The following is a 17,185-nucleotide window of genomic DNA, read 5'->3' on the forward strand; positions in this document are numbered from 1 at the left end:
TAAGCTGGGCAGTATGAGGAGGAACGTGTTGAACATCACCGCTTCTGACGTCAAGGACGCCAAGCTCACCGCTACGGTCACCATCCCGGCCGCCGACGTCGACGCCGCGATCAAGAAGGCCTACAAGGACACCGCCAAGAAGTACCGCTTCCCGGGCTTCCGCGCCGGTAAGGCTCCCCGTCCGGTCATCGACTCCGCTCTTGGCGTCGAGGCTACCCTCGCTCAGGCCACCAACGACCTGATTGCCGCCAACGAGCCCGCCGTCCTCAACGAGCTGGACATCGTCCCCACCAAGAACGGTGACTACAAGGAGCTCGACCTCGCCAAGGATCACGAGGACTACACCTACACCGTCGAGTTCTCCCTGCGTCCCGCCGCCGAGCTCTCCTCCTTCGACGCTGTCGAGATCGAGATGCCCCCTGCGGAGGTCACCGAGTCCGAGATCAACAACCAGGTCGAGATGCTCCTCAACTACCGTGCCACCTTCGAGGACGTTGAGGGTCGCGCCGTCGAGGCCGAGGACTACGTCACCGTCGACCTCAAGGCCGTCGAGAACGCCGACAACTTTGCCGCCGAGGGCCGCATGCTCATCGCCGGTAGCGACAGCAACCCCAAGGAGTTCAACGAGGCCCTGATCGGCGCTAACGTTGACGACGTCAAGACCGTCACCTGGACCGACGAGGTCGAGGAGGGCGAGGAGGCCGAGACCCACACCGTCGAGGTCACCGTCAAGGGCATCAAGGTCCGCAACACCCCCGAGCTCACCGACGAGCTCGTCAAGTCCGACTTTGGCTTCGACAGCATCGACGCTATGCGCGACGCCATCAAGCTCGAGATCGAGCAGGACAAGGCTTCCCGCCTCCCGGCCGAGAAAGAGAACCGTTGCGTCGCCGCCCTCGCCGAGCGTCTGCAGCTCGACGAGATGGACGCCGACTACGAGCAGTCCGTCTTTGAGGAGCTTGGCCAGAACTTCCTGTCCAACCTCGCTGCCCGCGGCATGACCCTGGACACCTGGCTGCCCGCTTCCGGCCTGACCATGGAGCAGTTCATCGGCGACCTGCACAAGCAGGCCAACGACGTTGCCCGTGAGTCCTTGGCTCTGGACGCCCTCGCCCGTGAGCTCAAGATCGAGGTCACCGAGGACGACATCAACGCCGAGTTCGAGAAGGCCGGCGTCAAGGACGTCGAGGCTTCCAAGGCCGAGTTCATCGCCGATGGCCGCATGCCTGCCGTCCGCGAGTCCATCCGCCGCTCCAAGGCCGTCGACCACCTGGTCGAGAACGCCAAGGTGACCGAGGTCGACGAGACCGCCAAGGACGCCGAGTAATTCTCGCCACCTTGTCCGCGAGCGCATGCACGCGCCCGTGATGGGGTAAAGTTATACACCGGTTATCCGGTTGCTTCGTACGGTGCCAGCCAATGCATAGCATGCGGGCACCGTACGTTTATCTAGAACCAATTTGGTCCGCAAGAGAGAAATGGAGATGCGTATGATCGCTAAGTTCGATTCCGCCCTCGTGCCATACGTTATCGAGCAGACGCCGCGCGGCGAGCGCAGCTACGATATCTATTCGCGGCTGCTCAACGACCGCATCATCTTCTTGGGCGAGGAGATCAACTCCGTCAGCGCCAACCTGGTCGTTGCCCAGCTGCTGCATCTTGAGAGCCAGGATGCCGAGAAGGATATCTCGCTCTACATCAATTCGCCCGGTGGCGAGGTCTACTCCGGCCTGGCGATTCTTGACACCATGAACTTCATCAAGCCGCAGGTTTCCACCATCTGCGTCGGTATGGCCGCGTCCATGGCCGCCGTGCTGCTTTCGGCCGGCGCTAAGGGCAAGCGCTTCTGCCTGCCGCACTCCAAGGTCATGATTCACCAGCCCAGCGGCGGTGCCCAGGGCCAGCAGACCGAGATTGAGATCGTTGCCGAGGAGATCAAGAAGACTCGCCGCGAGCTCAACCAGATCTTGTCCGACGCCTCGGGTCAGCCCATCGAAAAGGTTCAGGCCGATACCGAGCGTGACAACTACCTCACGGCTGCCGAGGCCCTCGACTACGGCCTGATCGACCGTATTGTCACCTCGCGCGATCTCGCCGCGAAGGACGCCTAGGATGGCCGGTAACATGCAGGACAACTTTGACGAGAACGGCAACCCCATCCGCTGCTCCTTCTGCGGAAAAGAGCAGGGCCAGGTTCGTCGCCTTGTAAAGGGTCCGACCAACATCTTTATCTGTGACGAGTGCGTCGCCGCCTGTTCCGAGATTCTGGAGGAGTCGCTGGCTTCGGACTTTATGGACGCTGCCCGTAACGGTAAGCTGCCGGGCTTCCTCAACGACCACGGCCAGGCTGCGTCCCAGCCCGCCGTGGACCCCGAGGCCGAGGGCTTTGAGCTCGAGGACGACCGCCAGGTCATCACACACGTGCCGACGCCGCACGAGATCTATGACGAGCTTTCGGCCTATGTTATGGGTCAGGAGGACGCCAAGCGTGCCATGTCGGTGGCCGTGTACAACCACTATCGCCGCGTGATCGAGGGCGGCGCCGCGGTGTCTGCCTTTGACGACGGCATGGGTTCGCAGTTCGACGACGGCATGGACGAGGTAGAGCTCGCCAAGTCCAACATCCTGCTGCTCGGTCCCACCGGTACCGGTAAGACCCTGCTCGCCCAGACGCTCGCGCGTATTCTCGAGGTGCCGTTTGCCATCGCCGACGCCACCGCGCTTACCGAGGCCGGCTACGTGGGCGAGGACGTGGAGAACATCCTGCTCAAGCTCATCAATGCTGCCGATGGTGACATTGAACGCGCGCAGGTGGGCATCATCTACGTGGACGAGATCGACAAGATCGCCCGCAAGGCCGAGAACCTCTCCATTACCCGCGATGTTTCGGGCGAGGGCGTTCAGCAGGCACTGCTTAAGATTCTTGAGGGCACGGTGGCAAGCGTTCCGCCCACTGGCGGCCGCAAGCATCCCCAGCAGGAGCTGCTGCAGATCGACACGACCAACATCCTGTTCATCTGCGGCGGTGCCTTTGTGGGTCTGGACAAGATTATCGCCGATCGCGTGGGCAACAAGGGCGTGGGCTTCAACTCCGAGATCGCCGGCCCCACCTCGGTCGACGAGAACGACCTGCTGCGTCAGGTGCTCCCGCAGGACCTCAACGCCTTTGGCATGATCCCCGAGTTTGTGGGACGTACGCCCGTCGTCACCCAGACGCAGGCGCTTGACGAGGACGACTTGGTGTCGATCCTGACCGAGCCCAAGAACGCCGTGGTGCGTCAGTACCGCAAGATGTTCCAGCTGGAGGACGTGGACCTGGAGTTTGAGGACGCGGCCCTGCACGAGATCGCCCGTATGGCGCTCGCTCGCAAGACCGGCGCTCGCGGCTTGCGCGCCATCTGCGAGGACGTGCTGCAGCAGACGATGTTCGACCTCCCCAGCGAGGAAGGTGTTTCCAAGGTCGTTGTGACCGAAGCCTCCGTAAAGGGCGAAGAACAGCCCCAACGCATCTACGGGTAAACCAGCCAAAAACGTGCTTGCAAATAGCCTCTGACCATCCGTGGTCGGAGGCTATTTTATATATACGCAATAACCCCAACTACCTGTGTTATTCTGTGTGTTTGTTTAAGCCTCAGCGAAGTCATTACAGACTGAAGTAATCGATACCTAAGGCGTGTCCGCCTGCTTGGTTTTCGTAGATTCCGCACGAGCCGAAGAGCACTTAATGTGCTCTTCGTGCGAGCCAGGACCTGACCGAGCGAAAACCAAGCAGGCGGACACGCCGGCGGGACAGGGAGAGATATATGGAAGAGATGCCCAAGAACTACGATCCGTCGACCAACGAGCCGGCGATCCTGCAGAAGTGGCTTGACGGCGGCTACTATAAGCGCCGTGAGGGCGTGGGCGACTGCACCGTCACCATTCCGCCTCCCAACGTGACCGGCAAGCTCCACATGGGTCACGCCACCGATGACTCCATCCAGGACGCCATCATCCGTATGGCCCGTATGCGCGGCAAGTCCACGCGCTGGGTGCTGGGCACCGACCACGCCGGTATCGCTACGCAGACCAAGGTCGACAAGAAGCTCAAGAGCGAGGGCATCAGCCGCTTGGAGATCGGTCGCGACAAGTTTGTCGACGCTTGCTGGGATTGGACCCACGAGTACGGCGGCATCATCGTTGAGCAGATCAAGCGTATGGGCTGCTCCGTCGACTTCGACAACGAGCGCTTTACCATGGACGAGGACTACGCCCAGGCCGTGCGCAAGGTGTTCTGCGACTGGTACCACGACGGCCTGATCTACCGCGGCAAGCGCATCGTCAACTGGTGCCCCAACTGCACTACCGCTATCTCGGACGACGAGGCTGAGTACAAGGATGAGAAGGGCCATCTGTGGCACCTGCGCTACCCGCTGACCGAGCCGGTTAACGGCCAGGACTACATCGTCGTCGCCACCACGCGCCCCGAGACCATGCTCGGCGACACGGGCGTCGCCGTCTCCCCGAAGGACCCCGAGAAGGCCGCCTTCGTCGGCAAGACCGTCAAGCTCCCCATCGTCGACCGCGAGATCCCCATCTTTGAGGATTGGCATGTCGACGCCAACTTCGGTTCCGGCTTCGTCAAGGTCACCCCGGCCCACGACCCCAATGATTACGCCATGGGTCAGGCCCACGACCTGCCGCAGATCAATATCTTCGATGAGCACGCGGTGGTCGTCGAGGGCTACGGCGAGTTCACCGGCATGAACCGCGACGAGTGCCGCGAGGCCGTCATCAAATGGTTCGAGGAGCACGACCTGCTCGATCACGTCGAGGACCTCGATCACTCCGTCATGCACTGCTACCGTTGCGACTCCGCTCTGGAGCCGTGGCTGTCCGAGCAGTGGTTTGTGGCCGTCGACAAGCTCAAGGGGCCGGCGCTCGACGCCGTCAACTCCGGCAAGGTTACCTTCCACCCCGCGCGTTGGACGCAGACCTACACCACCTGGATGGAGAACCTTAAGGACTGGTGCATCAGCCGCCAACTGTGGTGGGGCCACCGCATCCCCGTGTTCTACTGCGAGGACTGCGGCTGGGAGGACGCCCTTACCGAGGACACCGACGTGTGCCCCAAGTGCGGCGGCCATCACGTGCACCAGGACGAGAACGTGCTGGACACCTGGTTCAGCTCGCAGCTGTGGACTTTCGCCACGCAGGGCTGGCCGCAAAAGCCGGAGCTGCTCGAGGGACATCACCCCACGACGGCGCTGGTCACCGCGCGCGACATCATCGCGCTGTGGGTCGCCCGCATGGTCATGAGCTCGCTGTACTTCCTGGACGAGGTGCCGTTTAAGGACGTCGTCATCTACCCGACGATCCTGGCCAAGGACGGCAGCCGCATGTCCAAGTCCAAGGGCAACGGCGTTGACCCCATGGACCTCATTGGCATGTACGGCGCCGACGCCATGCGCTTCAACTTGCTCACGCTGTGCACCAACAACCAGGACGTCAAGTTCGACGCGAACATCGACAAGAAGACCAAGAAGCTCATCGACAGCCCGCGTACCGACCAGGCCAAGAGCTTTGTGACCAAGATCTGGAACGCCAGCCGCTTCCTGCTCATGAACATGGAGGGCTACACGCCCGGCGAGCCCGTCGTGGAGACGCCGGCCGACGCCTGGATGTTCAGCCGCCTGGCCAAGGCCGTCAAGATGGTCACCGAGGGTATTGAGAACTACACCTTTGGCGATATGGCCCGCGGCGTGCAGCAGTTCTTCTGGAACGAGGTCTGCGACTGGTACGTCGAGGTCACCAAGGCCCGCCTGAAGGGCGAGGGCCGTCTGCAGGCTCAGCGCAACCTGATCTTTGTGCTCGACACCTCCATTCGCCTGATGCACCCGCTTATGCCGTTCGTGACCGAGGAGATCTGGGACAACATGCCGGCGAGCGTGCTCGATCTGGACGCCGAGGGCAACGTGAACCGCGCCGAGGCGCTCATGATCGCCAAGTGGCCCGAGCCCGCCGACTACATCAAGTACGTGGACGAGCCCGCCGAGCGCGCGTTCGAGCTGTGCCGCACGGTCGTTTCCGCCGCCCGCGCCACGCGTTCGCGTTATCGCTTGAGCCCCAAGGCCGAGCTCGACGTGGTCGTGCGCGCCGGTGCCGAGGACATTGAGAAGCTCGAGAGCCTGCGCTCCACGATTGAGCCGCTGGCCAACACCGCTTCGCTGGTCATGGGTACCGACGTCGAGAAGCCGGCTGCGAGTATTGCCGTGGTCGACAGCGGCGTCGAGGTCTTTGTGGTGCTCGAGGGCAAGGTCGATCTTTCGGCCGAGAAGGCGCGCCTGGAGAAGGAGATCGCCGCGGCCCAGAAGGAGCTCGCCGGCTGCGAGAAGACGCTTGCCAACGAGGGCTTCGTGGCCAAGGCCGCGCCCGCGGTGGTGCAGAAGAAGAGGGACCGTGCAGCTGAGCTCAAGGAGATCCTGGCGGCGCTGACTGCTCAGGTTGCTGACTTCTCGTAGTTCTTACTGAGGGGCGCGTCCCGACGCTTTGCTCGCTACTGCGGACAGTCCTGCGCAAGACGGACAGCACATTAAGTGCTGTCCTTTGCGTGCGGAACTTGTATCGAGCAAAGCGTCGGGCCGCTCCTAGTGCGGTTACATGGCTGCTTGCAACTGGTAGGTTAGGGCCACCTGGTTGTGGCCTTGATCTTGCTGCAATCGGGTAAAGGCTGAAATTGTTAACGCGAGGGGCTCATTCTTTTTGATGAGCCTCTTTTTCTGTTATGGGGGACTTTGGGTTATGGCTAAGCGTTCTGGGTCGTATGTCGTTCCTTTCTCGTTTGAGTTGCTTTCGTTTGATGAGGCTGTGGGGCTTGCTGCTGATACGGGGCGGATTTCTGGGGATGCTGGTCCTCTGCTTGAGACGGTTGTCGATATGCTCGATGAGCTGGGGCGTCCGGATGAGTATTTTGATTGCATTCAGGTAGCCGGCACCAATGGCAAGACTTCGACTACGCGTTTTTCGGCTGCTATCCTTCGCGGCGAGGGGCTCAAGACCGCGCTGTATACGTCGCCGCAGCTTGTTCGCTATCCCGAGCGCATGGAGGTCGACGGGCGCGTTGTGAGCGATGAGGCGTTTGCCCGTGGCGTTTCTGCCGCTGTGGAGGCGGGGCATCGCGTGAATGTGCGCCGTGTGGCGGCGGGGGAGCGTGCCTATACCATCACGCCGTTTGATCTGCTGACAGCTGCCGCACTGGTGGTGTTTGCCGAGGCTGCGGTGGACGTTGCTGTGCTCGAGGTTGGCATGGGCGGTCGTTGGGATGCGACGAGCGCGACCGATCCCGTCGCCGTTGCCATCACGGGCATTGGGCTCGACCATACGCGCATTTTGGGCGACACGCTCGAGGCCATTGCGGGTGAGAAGGCGGCGGTTATCAAACCCGGGCGCTTGGTTGTTTTGGGCGAGGGCACGCACGAGGCGAGCGTTCAGCGCGTGATGGATGCCCGTTGCCGTGAGTGCGGTGTGGTGCCGCTCGTGGTGAACCATGCCACAACCAAGGTGCCGGCGCATGTGGGCGACACGGTTGAGTTTAGCTGCACCACGCCGCGCGCGATTTATACGTCGAGCATGGTCAAGCCGGCCTATCAGCCGCAGAATGCCGCGTGCGCGATTATGCTTTGCGAGGGCTATCTGGGCCGCGAGCTCGACCACGATGCGCTCGACACTTCGCTTATGGGCTGCCCCACGCCGGGTCGCTTTGATGTGTTGGGGGCCGATCCGCTCAAGCTGATCGACGCCTGCCATAACCCCCAGAGCTGCGAGAACTTTGTGAGCGCGCTGGACGAGATCGATCCGTGCGTGGAGAACCGCCCCACGCTGCTGTGCGCTGCGCTGGCCGACAAGGACGTGGCGGGCATCGTCGACGTGCTGATCCCGGCCTTCCCGCGCGTAGTCGTGACCCAGACCGATTCCGACCGCGCCCTGCCGGCGGAGGAGCTCGCCGCACTTGTGGACGCTGACAAGCTTGTTGGCGTGTACCCCAGCGTGTCCGAGGCCCTCGCGGCCTTCGAAGCCGCGGGTGAGCCCTTCGTAGCAGCTGGCACCATCACCCTAGCCGGCGAAGTAGCCGGTCTGCTCCGCTAACCCATCTCCTCATCAGTTGCGGTGAAATACGGACTGTTTTACAAGCTGGAAGCCTGAAACAGTCCGTATATCACCGCAACTCAAAAGCAGCCAATTCGGGACGGGGCTTTTTGGCTGCCCTGTGTCCCGAGTTGACTCGCTTGCCACGAAATGGGCCTATCTACTACGTTTTACCGACTACCCTCGACCACACCGAGAATTGCGAAATTAAAACCGCAGGTAGATGGCTTGCGGATTTTGCGAAAACCCGGTTATGGTCGACCCATGCGGGTTAAACGTAGTAGATAGCCCGCTTTCGTGGCGCAGCTAATCGGAAGGTGACAAAGGGGCTGTCCCTTTGCCGCATTGCCTAGTCTAGGCGGACCGGATCGTGGGGGTAGGCGTTGAGAATCTCGACGCCGGTCTCGGTCACCAGGGCCAAGTCCTCGATGCGGACGCCGGTGTGGCCGGGGAGGTAGATGCCCGGCTCGATTGAGAAGGTCATGCCCGGTTCGACAATCTGCTCGTTGACCAGCGAGACGTCGCCAGGCTCGTGATCCTGCAGGCCAATCGAATGTCCCAGGCGGTGCGTAAAGTACCGCCCGTAGCCTGCGTCTTCAATCACATCGCGCGCGGCACGATCCAGGTCGCACATGCGCACGCCCGGTGCGATGAGCGCTTCGGCGGCCTCGTTGGCGCGGCGCACGATATCGTAGATGCGCGCCGTCTCCTCGTCCGGCTCGCCCCAAAAGAACGTGCGCGTCATGTCCGAGCAGTAGTTGCAGCGGCGTCCGCCAATGTCGAACAGCACCACGTCGCCGCGCTTGAGCACGGTGTCGTCGGGCTCGTGGTGCGGGTCGCCGGCGTTGGCGCCAAAGCTCACGATGGGCGGAAAGCTAAAGCCCTCGCAGCCGTGCTTGCGATACAGACCGAGCATCTGGTCGGCAATTTCGCGCTCCGTCACGCCCTCGTGGACGAGCTTGATGGCATCGGCCATCACGGCGTCGTTAGCGGCCGAGGACGCGCGCATGAGTTCCTGCTCGGCGGCATCCTTGTAGGTGCGCGCGGCGGTGACGGCAAAGTCGCCCAGGAAGAACTCGCTCGCGGCGTGACAATCCATGAGCGGCATCAAAAAGCCGGAACGCATGACGGTGTCGATGCCGAGGGGCTTGGATGGATTGACCTCGCGAGCGATGGCGTCGGTCACGACGTCGGTATCGGTGTGGTAGGCGACGCGGGCGTTGTCATACTCGGGTAGCTGATGCAGCGCGTTGACCAAGATTACGGACTCGCAATTGCGTGCGAGCAGCACGCCGCAAAAACGCTCGAACATATCGGCATAAAAGCCGGTCAGGTAATAAATCGACCACGGGTCGTTTACAAGCAGCTGCGCGCCGGGGTGCTGAGCCTCGAGCGCATCGAGCACGCGCGCCACGCGCTGATCATCGACATGTGCCATACATCGTCCTTTCGCTAGGTTGCCACCATGGTATCCCATGCCCGGCAGCTAGGGACGTTCCTTTTATGCCGGCACTTCGGGACGCTCCTTGGCATGGCTAACCTGGCAAGCAGTAAAAGTAGCTAAAAGAGGCCCGTCCCAAATGGGCTGGTTTCAAAAGTATGGCGGATTACGGGGCTGGACCTGCATTACTTGACCATGGGAAAAATCGCGAAATTAAAACCGCAGGTAGATGGCTTATCAAAAATCGAAAATTGCCGGTATGGATGGGGGTCTCCGAATCAGCCCCGTAATCCGGCATAGTTTTGAAATGGCACTAAAGTAGGCACAAGCTAAATACCAATTCCAAGGATAGTTGCGGTGGAATGGTTCCTGGATGCCGGGGTTTTGGCGGAAATCAGAAACTATTTCACCGCAATTGAGGAGGGACGGGGTGGATGGCGGGGTAGCTAAAAGAGCCCCGTCCTAAATTAGCAGCTTAGGCAGGGTCGATGTCCATGCTGGCGATGAGGTCGATGCCCGTGTTGAGGAGGTTGGGGAGGACGACGTCGCCCATGCGGATAGGGGCCTCGACGACCACGCCGCGGATGAGGGCCATCGCCTGGGCGTGGAGCGCCAGCGGGATGGCTTCGGCCGTGCGTACGGGCAGCAGCGCCTCGTCGCCTCCGGATACGGCTACGGTAGTGGTGAGCACGCGCATGGGGCAGGTGAGTTCCTGGTGTGCGAACTTGTCGCCGCGCGGGCAACTGTTGCCGGCCACGGAGCGCACCGCTGCCACGGCACCGTTGGCATCGCGCTCCACCTCTACGGTCAGGAGGCATTCGGATGGGCAGGTGCTGCAGTTGAACTGTAGCGTTTCGATTGCGTTCATGCTCACGGCCTTACGCCTCCTCAATGGGATCGACGGACAGGACAAGCTCGCTAACACCCAGGTCGAGTGCGTGCTGAATCACTTTTGCTGGCAGCGGGAAGCTTTCCATGACGCTCGGCTTAAACGCTCGCACCTTGCCTGCAAACAGCTCCTCGCGGCCAGCGAGAATGCGCACACGGGCGGCGTCGACTGGTCTGCGCACGCGGAAGTTGAGCTTGGTGAGCCCAACGGTTGTGATGCGTCCCGGCAGCGCGTAGCCTGCGATGCCGGCGGGGGAGACCGTGAGTTGGCAGCCCGGGCCCGTTTTGACATCCGCGCTGCCGCCCAACGCCCACGCCGCCGCAGCCGCACCGGCGCGCTCGGACTCGGTCGTCACGTTGTCGGCCAGGTCATGAACGTGCAGCACGTTGCCGCAGGCAAAGATGCCTGGCACGCCCGTCTGGAGACTCTGATCCACCACGGCGCCGCGCGTGCGCGGGTCAAGTTCCACGCCTGCGGCAACCGAAAGCTCGTTCTCGGGAATCAGGCCCACCGAAAGCAGCAGCGTGTCGCACGGAACGATGCGCTCCGTCCCGGCAATGGGTGCCAGGTGCTCGTCGACCTGGCTTACCTCGACGGCCTCCACGCGGTCGTGCCCGATTACGCGAGTGACCGTGGTGGACAGATGCAGCGGAATGCCAAAGTCGTCCAGGCAGTTCTTGACGTTGCGGCGCAGACCGTTGGCGTACGGCATGAGCTCGTACACGCCCTCGACCGAAATCCCCTCGAGCGTGCAGCGGCGCGCCATGATGAGGCCGATGTCGCCCGAGCCCAAAATGACGGCACGCGAGCCGGGCTTGAGGTTTTCGATATTGATATATCGCTGCGCCAGGCCTGCCGTAAACACGCCGGCAGGACGGCTACCGGGAATCTTGATCTCGCTGCGCGTGCGCTCGCGGCAACCCATGGCAAGAACGACCGCACGCCCGGTGAGCTGCAGCATGCCGGCGGGGCTCATGAGCGTGACGGTGTGGGCTTCGGCATCGCCGGCATCTGGGGTTTCCGAGTTCCCGTCAATCCCGATCACCATGCTGTCCAGGAACAGTGCAATGTTGGTCGCGCGCACCTGGTCGATAAAGCGCTGCGCATACTCGGGGCCGGTGAGTTCCTGCTTAAAGTGCGACAGGCCAAAACCCGGGTGGATGCACTGGCGGAGGATTCCGCCCAGGTGCCGCTCGCGCTCCACGATGGCCACGTGCGCGCCGGCCTTATGTGCGGCAAGCGCGGCCGCCATGCCGGCAGGTCCGCCGCCGATGACGACCACGTCGAAGGCCTGCGTCGGTACGGCGCCGACCGCAGCTGCATTCGCAGCGTCTCGCCCAGCGCCCATCTCGATATCCGTCGCCATCCTAGCGCACCCCCTTTAAAGGTCCCTCAACGAGCCAGGAGCCAGTATCCTCCAGCAATACCTCGCTGGGATTGCAGCCCAGCTCGCGCGCGAGGATTGCCACCACTCGACTCTGGCAAAAGCCGCTCTGGCAGCGGCCCATGCCTGCACGGCAGCGACGCTTGACGCCCTCGACCGAAATCGCGCCCGGTCGGCGTCGAATTGCGGCCACGATCTCTGCCTCGGGCACCGTCTCGCAGCGGCAGACGATCTGTCCCCACGCGGGCTCGGACTCAATGAGCTCCTCTTTGCGCGCGAGCGGCGCACGGTCAAAGTCGTCCGGTGCGCGGCGAATCGGATTCCAGTCAGCCCGTTCGTTCAGCTCAACGCCGGCATCGCACAGCACCTGCTCCATGCGCTCGGCAATGGCCGGGGCGCTCGCCACGCCCGGCGACTGAATACCTGCCGCCTGGAACAGCCCCGGCACCACGGCTGACTGCCCAATAAAAAAGTCGTTCGTACCCTGAATGACCGGACGACCGCCGGCAAATGCGCGCACCACGCGGCGCGTATCCAGATCGGGCACCAGCTTGCGCGCACCCGCTAGCAGCGCGTTCACATCGCTGGCGTAGGTCTGCGTGTCGCCTGGCTCGCGCACAGCGGCGGTCGCTGTGATCACGGTGTTGCCATGCACGGTGCCCGTCACGATAACGCCCTTGGAAACCGGCGTGGGAACGGGGTAGAGCGGCATGAGCGCACGCGGTTCCTTGTCCAGCACCACGATGTTGCCCTGGCGCCAGACCATCTGAAACTCCTCAGCGCCTGCCATATGCGAGATGTTCGCGGCTCCGTTGCCTGCGGCGTTGATCAGATAGCGACAGTGCACGTCGCCGGCGGGCGTTGCCAGCGTAAAGCGCGCGGCTTTGTCATCCGAGCCGGCAACATCAATGGCCTCCACTGGCGCAGACCGCATAAATGTCACGCCGTTGGCAACCGCGTTTTCCAGCGCGGCAATGGCCACTTCAAACGGGTCAACGTAACCAGTCGAAGGGCACCATAGTGCGCACGTGGCCTGGGCACTCGCGCGCGGCTCCAGCTCGTGGATGCGCTCGGGGCCGATCATCGACAGCTCGGGCACGCCGTTGGCAAGGCCATTCTGGCGCAGCTTCTCCAGGTGCGCGCGGTCTTCGTCATTAAACCCCAGCACCATCGACCCGGTGCGGCGGAATAAAAAGCCGAGCTCCTGGGCCCACGTGCCATACAGCTCGCAACCACGTGCGTTGACCTGCGCCTTTACGGTGCCTGGCGCCGGATCGTAGCCTGCGTGCACCAGGCCGCCGTTGGCCTTTGAAGCCCCCAGCGCGATATCGTTTGCTGCCTCGACCACGCAAATGGACAGGTCAAACCGCGCGAGCTGCCGCGCGATGGCGCATCCGGTAATGCCCGCGCCCACAATTGCGATATCAAACGTTTCTGCCACGGTGCCTCCCAGACAAGTTGACAGGATGTCAATAAGACTATCCTACGGTCTGCTCGCCCCCAGCGCGGCGGCAATGCGGCGAACAGCCCTGCAACACCCGCCAACGGCAGGCGAGGGGAGGCTCAGTAACGTCGACGTCTTTGTCTGCTGATCCCGGTGCCGGAGGTTTGTCTCGATCTGTAACAGTAAGAGGGGTTTTGGAGCCCAAGATGTTACAGATCGAGATTGAAGCCGGGGAGAGATTCTTCTGTCTCGATCTGTAACATCTAGGGACCGTTTTGGGGTCTAGATGTTACAGATTTAGATGAATCTATCAGTCGGTTTGGAATGTCTGAATCTGTAACAGGTGGACTTGTTTTTGCCGAGTATCTGTTACAGATTGAGATGTTTGTGTCCGCAGCTGTCCTGCGCCCAACCGTAGTCCCATATAAACAAACCCCGTGGTAAAATTAACCGGACTGTAAATAATCCGAAAGGTACACCTCAATGTCCAAGTACATCTCCGAGCTCATGTCGCCGCAGCTTATGGGCGTCGTCTATGCCTTTGTTGGCTTTATCATCGCCCTGTATGTGCTGTCGGTCGTCTATGTGTTCATCGACGCTCGCCGTCGCGGCGCCAGCGCCTACGTGGCATGGGGCATCATCGCGCTCATCCCGTTTGTGGGCCTCATCGCCTATCTGGTCCTGCGTCCGCATTCCTACGCGGCCGACCGCGAGGAGCAGGAGCTGGACATGGCCCTGCGCGAACGCCAGCTTGCCCAGTACGGTACCTGCCCGCAGTGCGGCGCGCCCATCGAGAAGGACTTTGTGGTCTGCCCCGTGTGCGATACCCAGGTTCGCAACGTGTGCCCCAGCTGCCATCGCCCGCTCGATGCGCACTGGAAGGTCTGCCCTTACTGCCGAACTCGCATCCAGTAACGCATCCATCGCCGGGCCGGCCGCAGGCCACGTGCACCGCGCGTCCCGCGCAAGCCGCACGCGCGCCCCGCAGCCCCGCCCTCACACGATGAAGCATGCGTAGAAAATCGCCCGCCGTGCCATTAAGGTGCGGCGGGCGCTTGTATACCAAGGCAACCTGCCTATAATGATGCAAGTCAAAAACGCCGAGCGCATCGCACGCACTTGCATCAGGCATCCGAGAGGAGAAAACATACCCATGAAGGCACTCTACAATGACGGTTCGGTGGCCGAGCTCCCGCAGGACGAGGTCACGCACGTCATCCGTCACTCCGCCGCGCATATCATGGCGCAGGCCATCAAGCGCCTGTACCCCGAGGCCGACTTTGCCTACGGTCCCGCGACCGACAACGGTTTTTACTACGACGTCGACCTGCCCGAGGGCGTCAAGATCAGCGAGGACGACTTCCCCGCGATCGAGGCCGAGATGAAAAAGATCGTCAAGGAGAACCTCAAGTTCACCGTGTTCGAGAAGCCCCGCGCCGAGGCCATCGCCCTTATGGAGGAGCGCGGCGAGAAGTACAAGGTCGAGCACATCGGCGATCTGGACGACGACGCCCACATCACCTTCTACCAGCAGGGCGACTACATCGACATGTGTGTTGGCCCCCACATCTGCTACACCAAGGCGCTGAAGGCCTTTAAGCTCACCGGCGTCTCGGGCGCCTACTGGAAGGGCGACAAGGACAACAAGATGCTCACCCGCATCAACGGTGTCGCCTTTGCCACCAAGGAAGAGCTCGACGAGCACATGCACATGCTGGAGGAGGCCAAGAAGCGCGACCATCGCAAGATCGGCCGCGAGATGGACCTCTTTATGATGCGCGACGAGGCCCCCGGCTTCCCGTTCTTCCTGCCCAACGGCATGATCCTTAAGAACACGCTACTGGACTACTGGCGCGAGATTCACCACAAGGCCGGCTACGTGGAGATCTCCACGCCGCTCATCATGAACAAGCAGCTGTGGAAGACCTCGGGCCACTGGGACCACTACAAGGACAACATGTACTCCACCGTCATTGACGACGAAGAGTACTGCATTAAGCCCATGAACTGCCCGGGCGGCGTGCTGGTGTACGCCTCCAAGCCGCATTCCTACCGCGAGCTGCCCATCCGCGCCGGCGAGATTGGCCTGGTGCACCGCCACGAGCTGCGCGGCGCCCTGCACGGCCTGTTCCGCGTGCGCTGCTTTAACCAGGACGACGCCCACCTGTTTGTGCGCCCCGACCAGCTGACCGACGAGATCGTGGGCGTGGTCAACCTCATCGACTCCGTGTACCAGAAGTTTGGCTTTAAGTATCACGTTGAGCTTTCCACCCGCCCCGAGGACTCCATGGGTTCGGACGAGGACTGGGCGCGCGCCGAGGAGGGTCTGCGCACCGCTCTGGAGAAGCTGGGCATGGACTACGAGGTCAACGAGGGCGACGGCGCCTTCTACGGCCCCAAGATCGACTTCCACCTGGAGGACTCGCTCGGCCGTACCTGGCAGTGCGGTACCGTGCAGCTCGACTTCCAGATGCCGCTCAACTTTGATCTGGAGTACGTGGACGCCGACGGCACCAAGAAGCGCCCCATCATGTTGCACCGCGTATGCTTTGGCTCCATCGAGCGCTTTATTGGTATTCTGATTGAGCACTTTGCGGGCAAGTTCCCCACCTGGCTGGCTCCCGTGCAGGTCAAGGCGCTTCCCGTGTCCGAGAAGAGCCGCGACTACGCCCACGAGGTGTGCGCCAAGCTGGAGGAGGCCGGCATTCGCGTGGTCTGCGACGATCGCGACGAGAAGATCGGTTACAAGATCCGCGAGGCCCGCAGCATCGACCGCGTGCCCTACATGCTCATTCTGGGCGAGAAGGAGGTCGAGGCCGGCAACATCTCCGTCCGCGATCGCTCCAACGAGACCGTTCAGATGAGCCTTGACGAGTTTGTTGCGAAGGTGCTCGAGGAGACCAAGACCCGCGCCTAAGGCAAACTTCATAACAATTAACAAAGGCGACCGTCCACAAAGGGCGGTCGCCTTTTTCATCCCGAAATAAGAAAAGCCGCAGGTTGAGCGGCTTTTTTTGTTGCACAAAAAGGTACAGGTTTTTGTAGAGGGGTATGGAGATGCACCTACCAACAGTACATTTTGCGTAATCTGGGCAAACGCTGATTAATTGCTCGTATAATGACGTCTGTCGAAAGATACAAAAACCTGCACTTTTGCGACTGCGCCTAACTGCGAGCGAGAAGCCTGTTCTAAACGCCCTGCATTTGCGTGAATCGCAAAGCCAAAAGAGGGGGCGAGAACATGGAACAGACGGCACGGCGCCAAGGGCAGCTGCCGGGCGCATTTAACGGCGCCATTACCAACAGCCAGCACGGCCGCGTCCGCTGGTATCTGGTCCACACCCCCAATGGAAAAGAGCGCGAGACCTGCGAAAAGGTCCGCCGCATTATCCCGCACGAGCTGATGCAGGACGCTTTTGTGATGCAAAAGGAGTTCTGGTTTAAGCGGGACGGCGCCTGGTCGCTCCAAACCAAACCCATGTACAAGGAATATTTCTTCGTCGCCACGCACGATGCTGCCGCGCTCGATAGGGCTTTGGCTCAGTTGAGCTTTGGCTGTCGCATTGCCGGCAGTAGGGAGCGGGCGTACATGCCCATGCCGGACGATGCGCAGGATTGGTACCGCAGCGTTCTGGATGACGACGGCGTGGTACGCAACAGCGTCGCGCGCATAGAGGACGGCGTGTTGCACATAGAGCAGGGTCCCTTGGTGGGGCAAGAGGCCCGCGTGCACAAGATTGACCGTCATAAGCGCTGGTGCCTGGTAGACGTGGGCGAAGGCGATTCCGCTTTTAGGGAGCTGCTACCGCTCGACGTTCCCAGCAAAACGTAAGGGAGACGTTGCATCAGCTATTCGTTCGCATTTTTGAATTTATCGATTGGGGGATCCCTGGGGAACGGGGA

Annotated in this window: 12 protein-coding genes; 8 read left to right on the forward strand and 4 right to left on the reverse strand. The window is 61.7% G+C overall.

The features are described from left to right. Window positions 1-25: 25 nt before the first annotated feature. From tig to PMX70_RS04125, 5 genes are all read left to right on the forward strand, one after another. Window positions 26-1,327 carry a trigger factor gene (gene tig / locus PMX70_RS04105; protein WP_271742959.1) on the forward strand — a complete coding sequence of 434 codons (1,302 nt, stop codon included), beginning with the start codon at window positions 26-28 and terminating at the stop codon, window positions 1,325-1,327. A 163-nt stretch (window positions 1,328-1,490) separates the two neighbouring features. Beyond that, window positions 1,491-2,111: an ATP-dependent Clp protease proteolytic subunit gene (locus PMX70_RS04110; protein WP_022095182.1), complete on the forward strand. Its 621-nt coding sequence runs from the start codon at window positions 1,491-1,493 to the stop codon at window positions 2,109-2,111. A 1-nt stretch (window position 2,112) separates the two neighbouring features. Then, window positions 2,113-3,519 carry an ATP-dependent Clp protease ATP-binding subunit ClpX gene (clpX, locus tag PMX70_RS04115; protein WP_271742960.1) on the forward strand — a complete coding sequence of 469 codons (1,407 nt, stop codon included), beginning with the start codon at window positions 2,113-2,115 and terminating at the stop codon, window positions 3,517-3,519. A 284-nt stretch (window positions 3,520-3,803) separates the two neighbouring features. Continuing rightward, on the forward strand, window positions 3,804-6,500 hold the full coding sequence (locus PMX70_RS04120) for a valine--tRNA ligase (protein ID WP_271742961.1): 2,697 nt from the start codon (window positions 3,804-3,806) through the stop codon (window positions 6,498-6,500). A 280-nt stretch (window positions 6,501-6,780) separates the two neighbouring features. Continuing rightward, window positions 6,781-8,124 (forward strand): bifunctional folylpolyglutamate synthase/dihydrofolate synthase, encoded by a 1,344-nt coding sequence (locus tag PMX70_RS04125; RefSeq protein WP_271742962.1) that lies wholly within the window; start codon window positions 6,781-6,783, stop codon window positions 8,122-8,124. A 349-nt stretch (window positions 8,125-8,473) separates the two neighbouring features. Here PMX70_RS04125 and PMX70_RS04130 read toward each other — a convergent pair whose 3' ends face one another. From PMX70_RS04130 to PMX70_RS04145, 4 genes are all read right to left on the reverse strand, one after another. Continuing rightward, on the reverse strand, window positions 8,474-9,562 hold the full coding sequence (locus PMX70_RS04130) for a M24 family metallopeptidase (RefSeq protein ID WP_271742963.1): 1,089 nt from the start codon (window positions 9,560-9,562) through the stop codon (window positions 8,474-8,476). Window positions 9,563-10,040: 478 nt separating this feature from the next. Beyond that, window positions 10,041-10,433 (reverse strand): DUF1667 domain-containing protein, encoded by a 393-nt coding sequence (locus tag PMX70_RS04135; RefSeq protein WP_271742964.1) that lies wholly within the window; start codon window positions 10,431-10,433, stop codon window positions 10,041-10,043. A 10-nt stretch (window positions 10,434-10,443) separates the two neighbouring features. Further along, a complete protein-coding gene (locus PMX70_RS04140; protein ID WP_271742965.1) occupies window positions 10,444-11,820 on the reverse strand; it encodes an NAD(P)/FAD-dependent oxidoreductase in 1,377 nt (458 codons plus the stop codon). Between the two features lies 1 nt (window position 11,821). Beyond that, window positions 11,822-13,279: an NAD(P)/FAD-dependent oxidoreductase gene (locus PMX70_RS04145; protein ID WP_271742966.1), complete on the reverse strand. Its 1,458-nt coding sequence runs from the start codon at window positions 13,277-13,279 to the stop codon at window positions 11,822-11,824. Between the two features lie 486 nt (window positions 13,280-13,765). Between PMX70_RS04145 and PMX70_RS04150 the strand changes: the two genes are divergently transcribed. The 3 genes from PMX70_RS04150 to PMX70_RS04160 all read left to right on the forward strand — a co-directional run bounded on the left by PMX70_RS04150 (window position 13,766) and on the right by PMX70_RS04160 (window position 17,114). Continuing rightward, complete coding sequence (locus PMX70_RS04150) at window positions 13,766-14,197, forward strand: double zinc ribbon domain-containing protein (RefSeq protein ID WP_035138069.1); 432 nt, start codon at window positions 13,766-13,768, stop codon at window positions 14,195-14,197. Between the two features lie 238 nt (window positions 14,198-14,435). Further along, window positions 14,436-16,199: a threonine--tRNA ligase gene (gene thrS / locus PMX70_RS04155; protein WP_271742967.1), complete on the forward strand. Its 1,764-nt coding sequence runs from the start codon at window positions 14,436-14,438 to the stop codon at window positions 16,197-16,199. Between the two features lie 324 nt (window positions 16,200-16,523). After that, window positions 16,524-17,114 carry a hypothetical protein gene (locus tag PMX70_RS04160; RefSeq protein WP_271742968.1) on the forward strand — a complete coding sequence of 197 codons (591 nt, stop codon included), beginning with the start codon at window positions 16,524-16,526 and terminating at the stop codon, window positions 17,112-17,114. Window positions 17,115-17,185: the final 71 nt, after the last annotated feature.

Source organism: Collinsella aerofaciens (assembly GCF_028206795.1).
GTDB classification, from domain to species: domain Bacteria; phylum Actinomycetota; class Coriobacteriia; order Coriobacteriales; family Coriobacteriaceae; genus Collinsella; species Collinsella aerofaciens_AX.

Bases quoted from the DNA above. Each gene is read 5' to 3' on its own strand.
- PMX70_RS04110 (WP_022095182.1), top strand. From the start codon at position 1,491: ATGATCGCTAAGTTCGATTCCGCCCTCGTGCCATACGTTATCGAGCAG.
- thrS (WP_271742967.1), top strand. From the start codon at position 14,436: ATGAAGGCACTCTACAATGACGGTTCGGTGGCCGAGCTCCCGCAGGAC.
- PMX70_RS04150 (WP_035138069.1), top strand. From the start codon at position 13,766: ATGTCCAAGTACATCTCCGAGCTCATGTCGCCGCAGCTTATGGGCGTC.
- PMX70_RS04130 (WP_271742963.1), bottom strand. From the start codon at position 9,562: ATGGCACATGTCGATGATCAGCGCGTGGCGCGCGTGCTCGATGCGCTC.
- PMX70_RS04125 (WP_271742962.1), top strand. From the start codon at position 6,781: ATGGCTAAGCGTTCTGGGTCGTATGTCGTTCCTTTCTCGTTTGAGTTG.
- clpX (WP_271742960.1), top strand. From the start codon at position 2,113: ATGGCCGGTAACATGCAGGACAACTTTGACGAGAACGGCAACCCCATC.
- PMX70_RS04120 (WP_271742961.1), top strand. From the start codon at position 3,804: ATGGAAGAGATGCCCAAGAACTACGATCCGTCGACCAACGAGCCGGCG.
- PMX70_RS04140 (WP_271742965.1), bottom strand. From the start codon at position 11,820: ATGGCGACGGATATCGAGATGGGCGCTGGGCGAGACGCTGCGAATGCA.
- PMX70_RS04160 (WP_271742968.1), top strand. From the start codon at position 16,524: ATGGAACAGACGGCACGGCGCCAAGGGCAGCTGCCGGGCGCATTTAAC.
- PMX70_RS04135 (WP_271742964.1), bottom strand. From the start codon at position 10,433: ATGAACGCAATCGAAACGCTACAGTTCAACTGCAGCACCTGCCCATCC.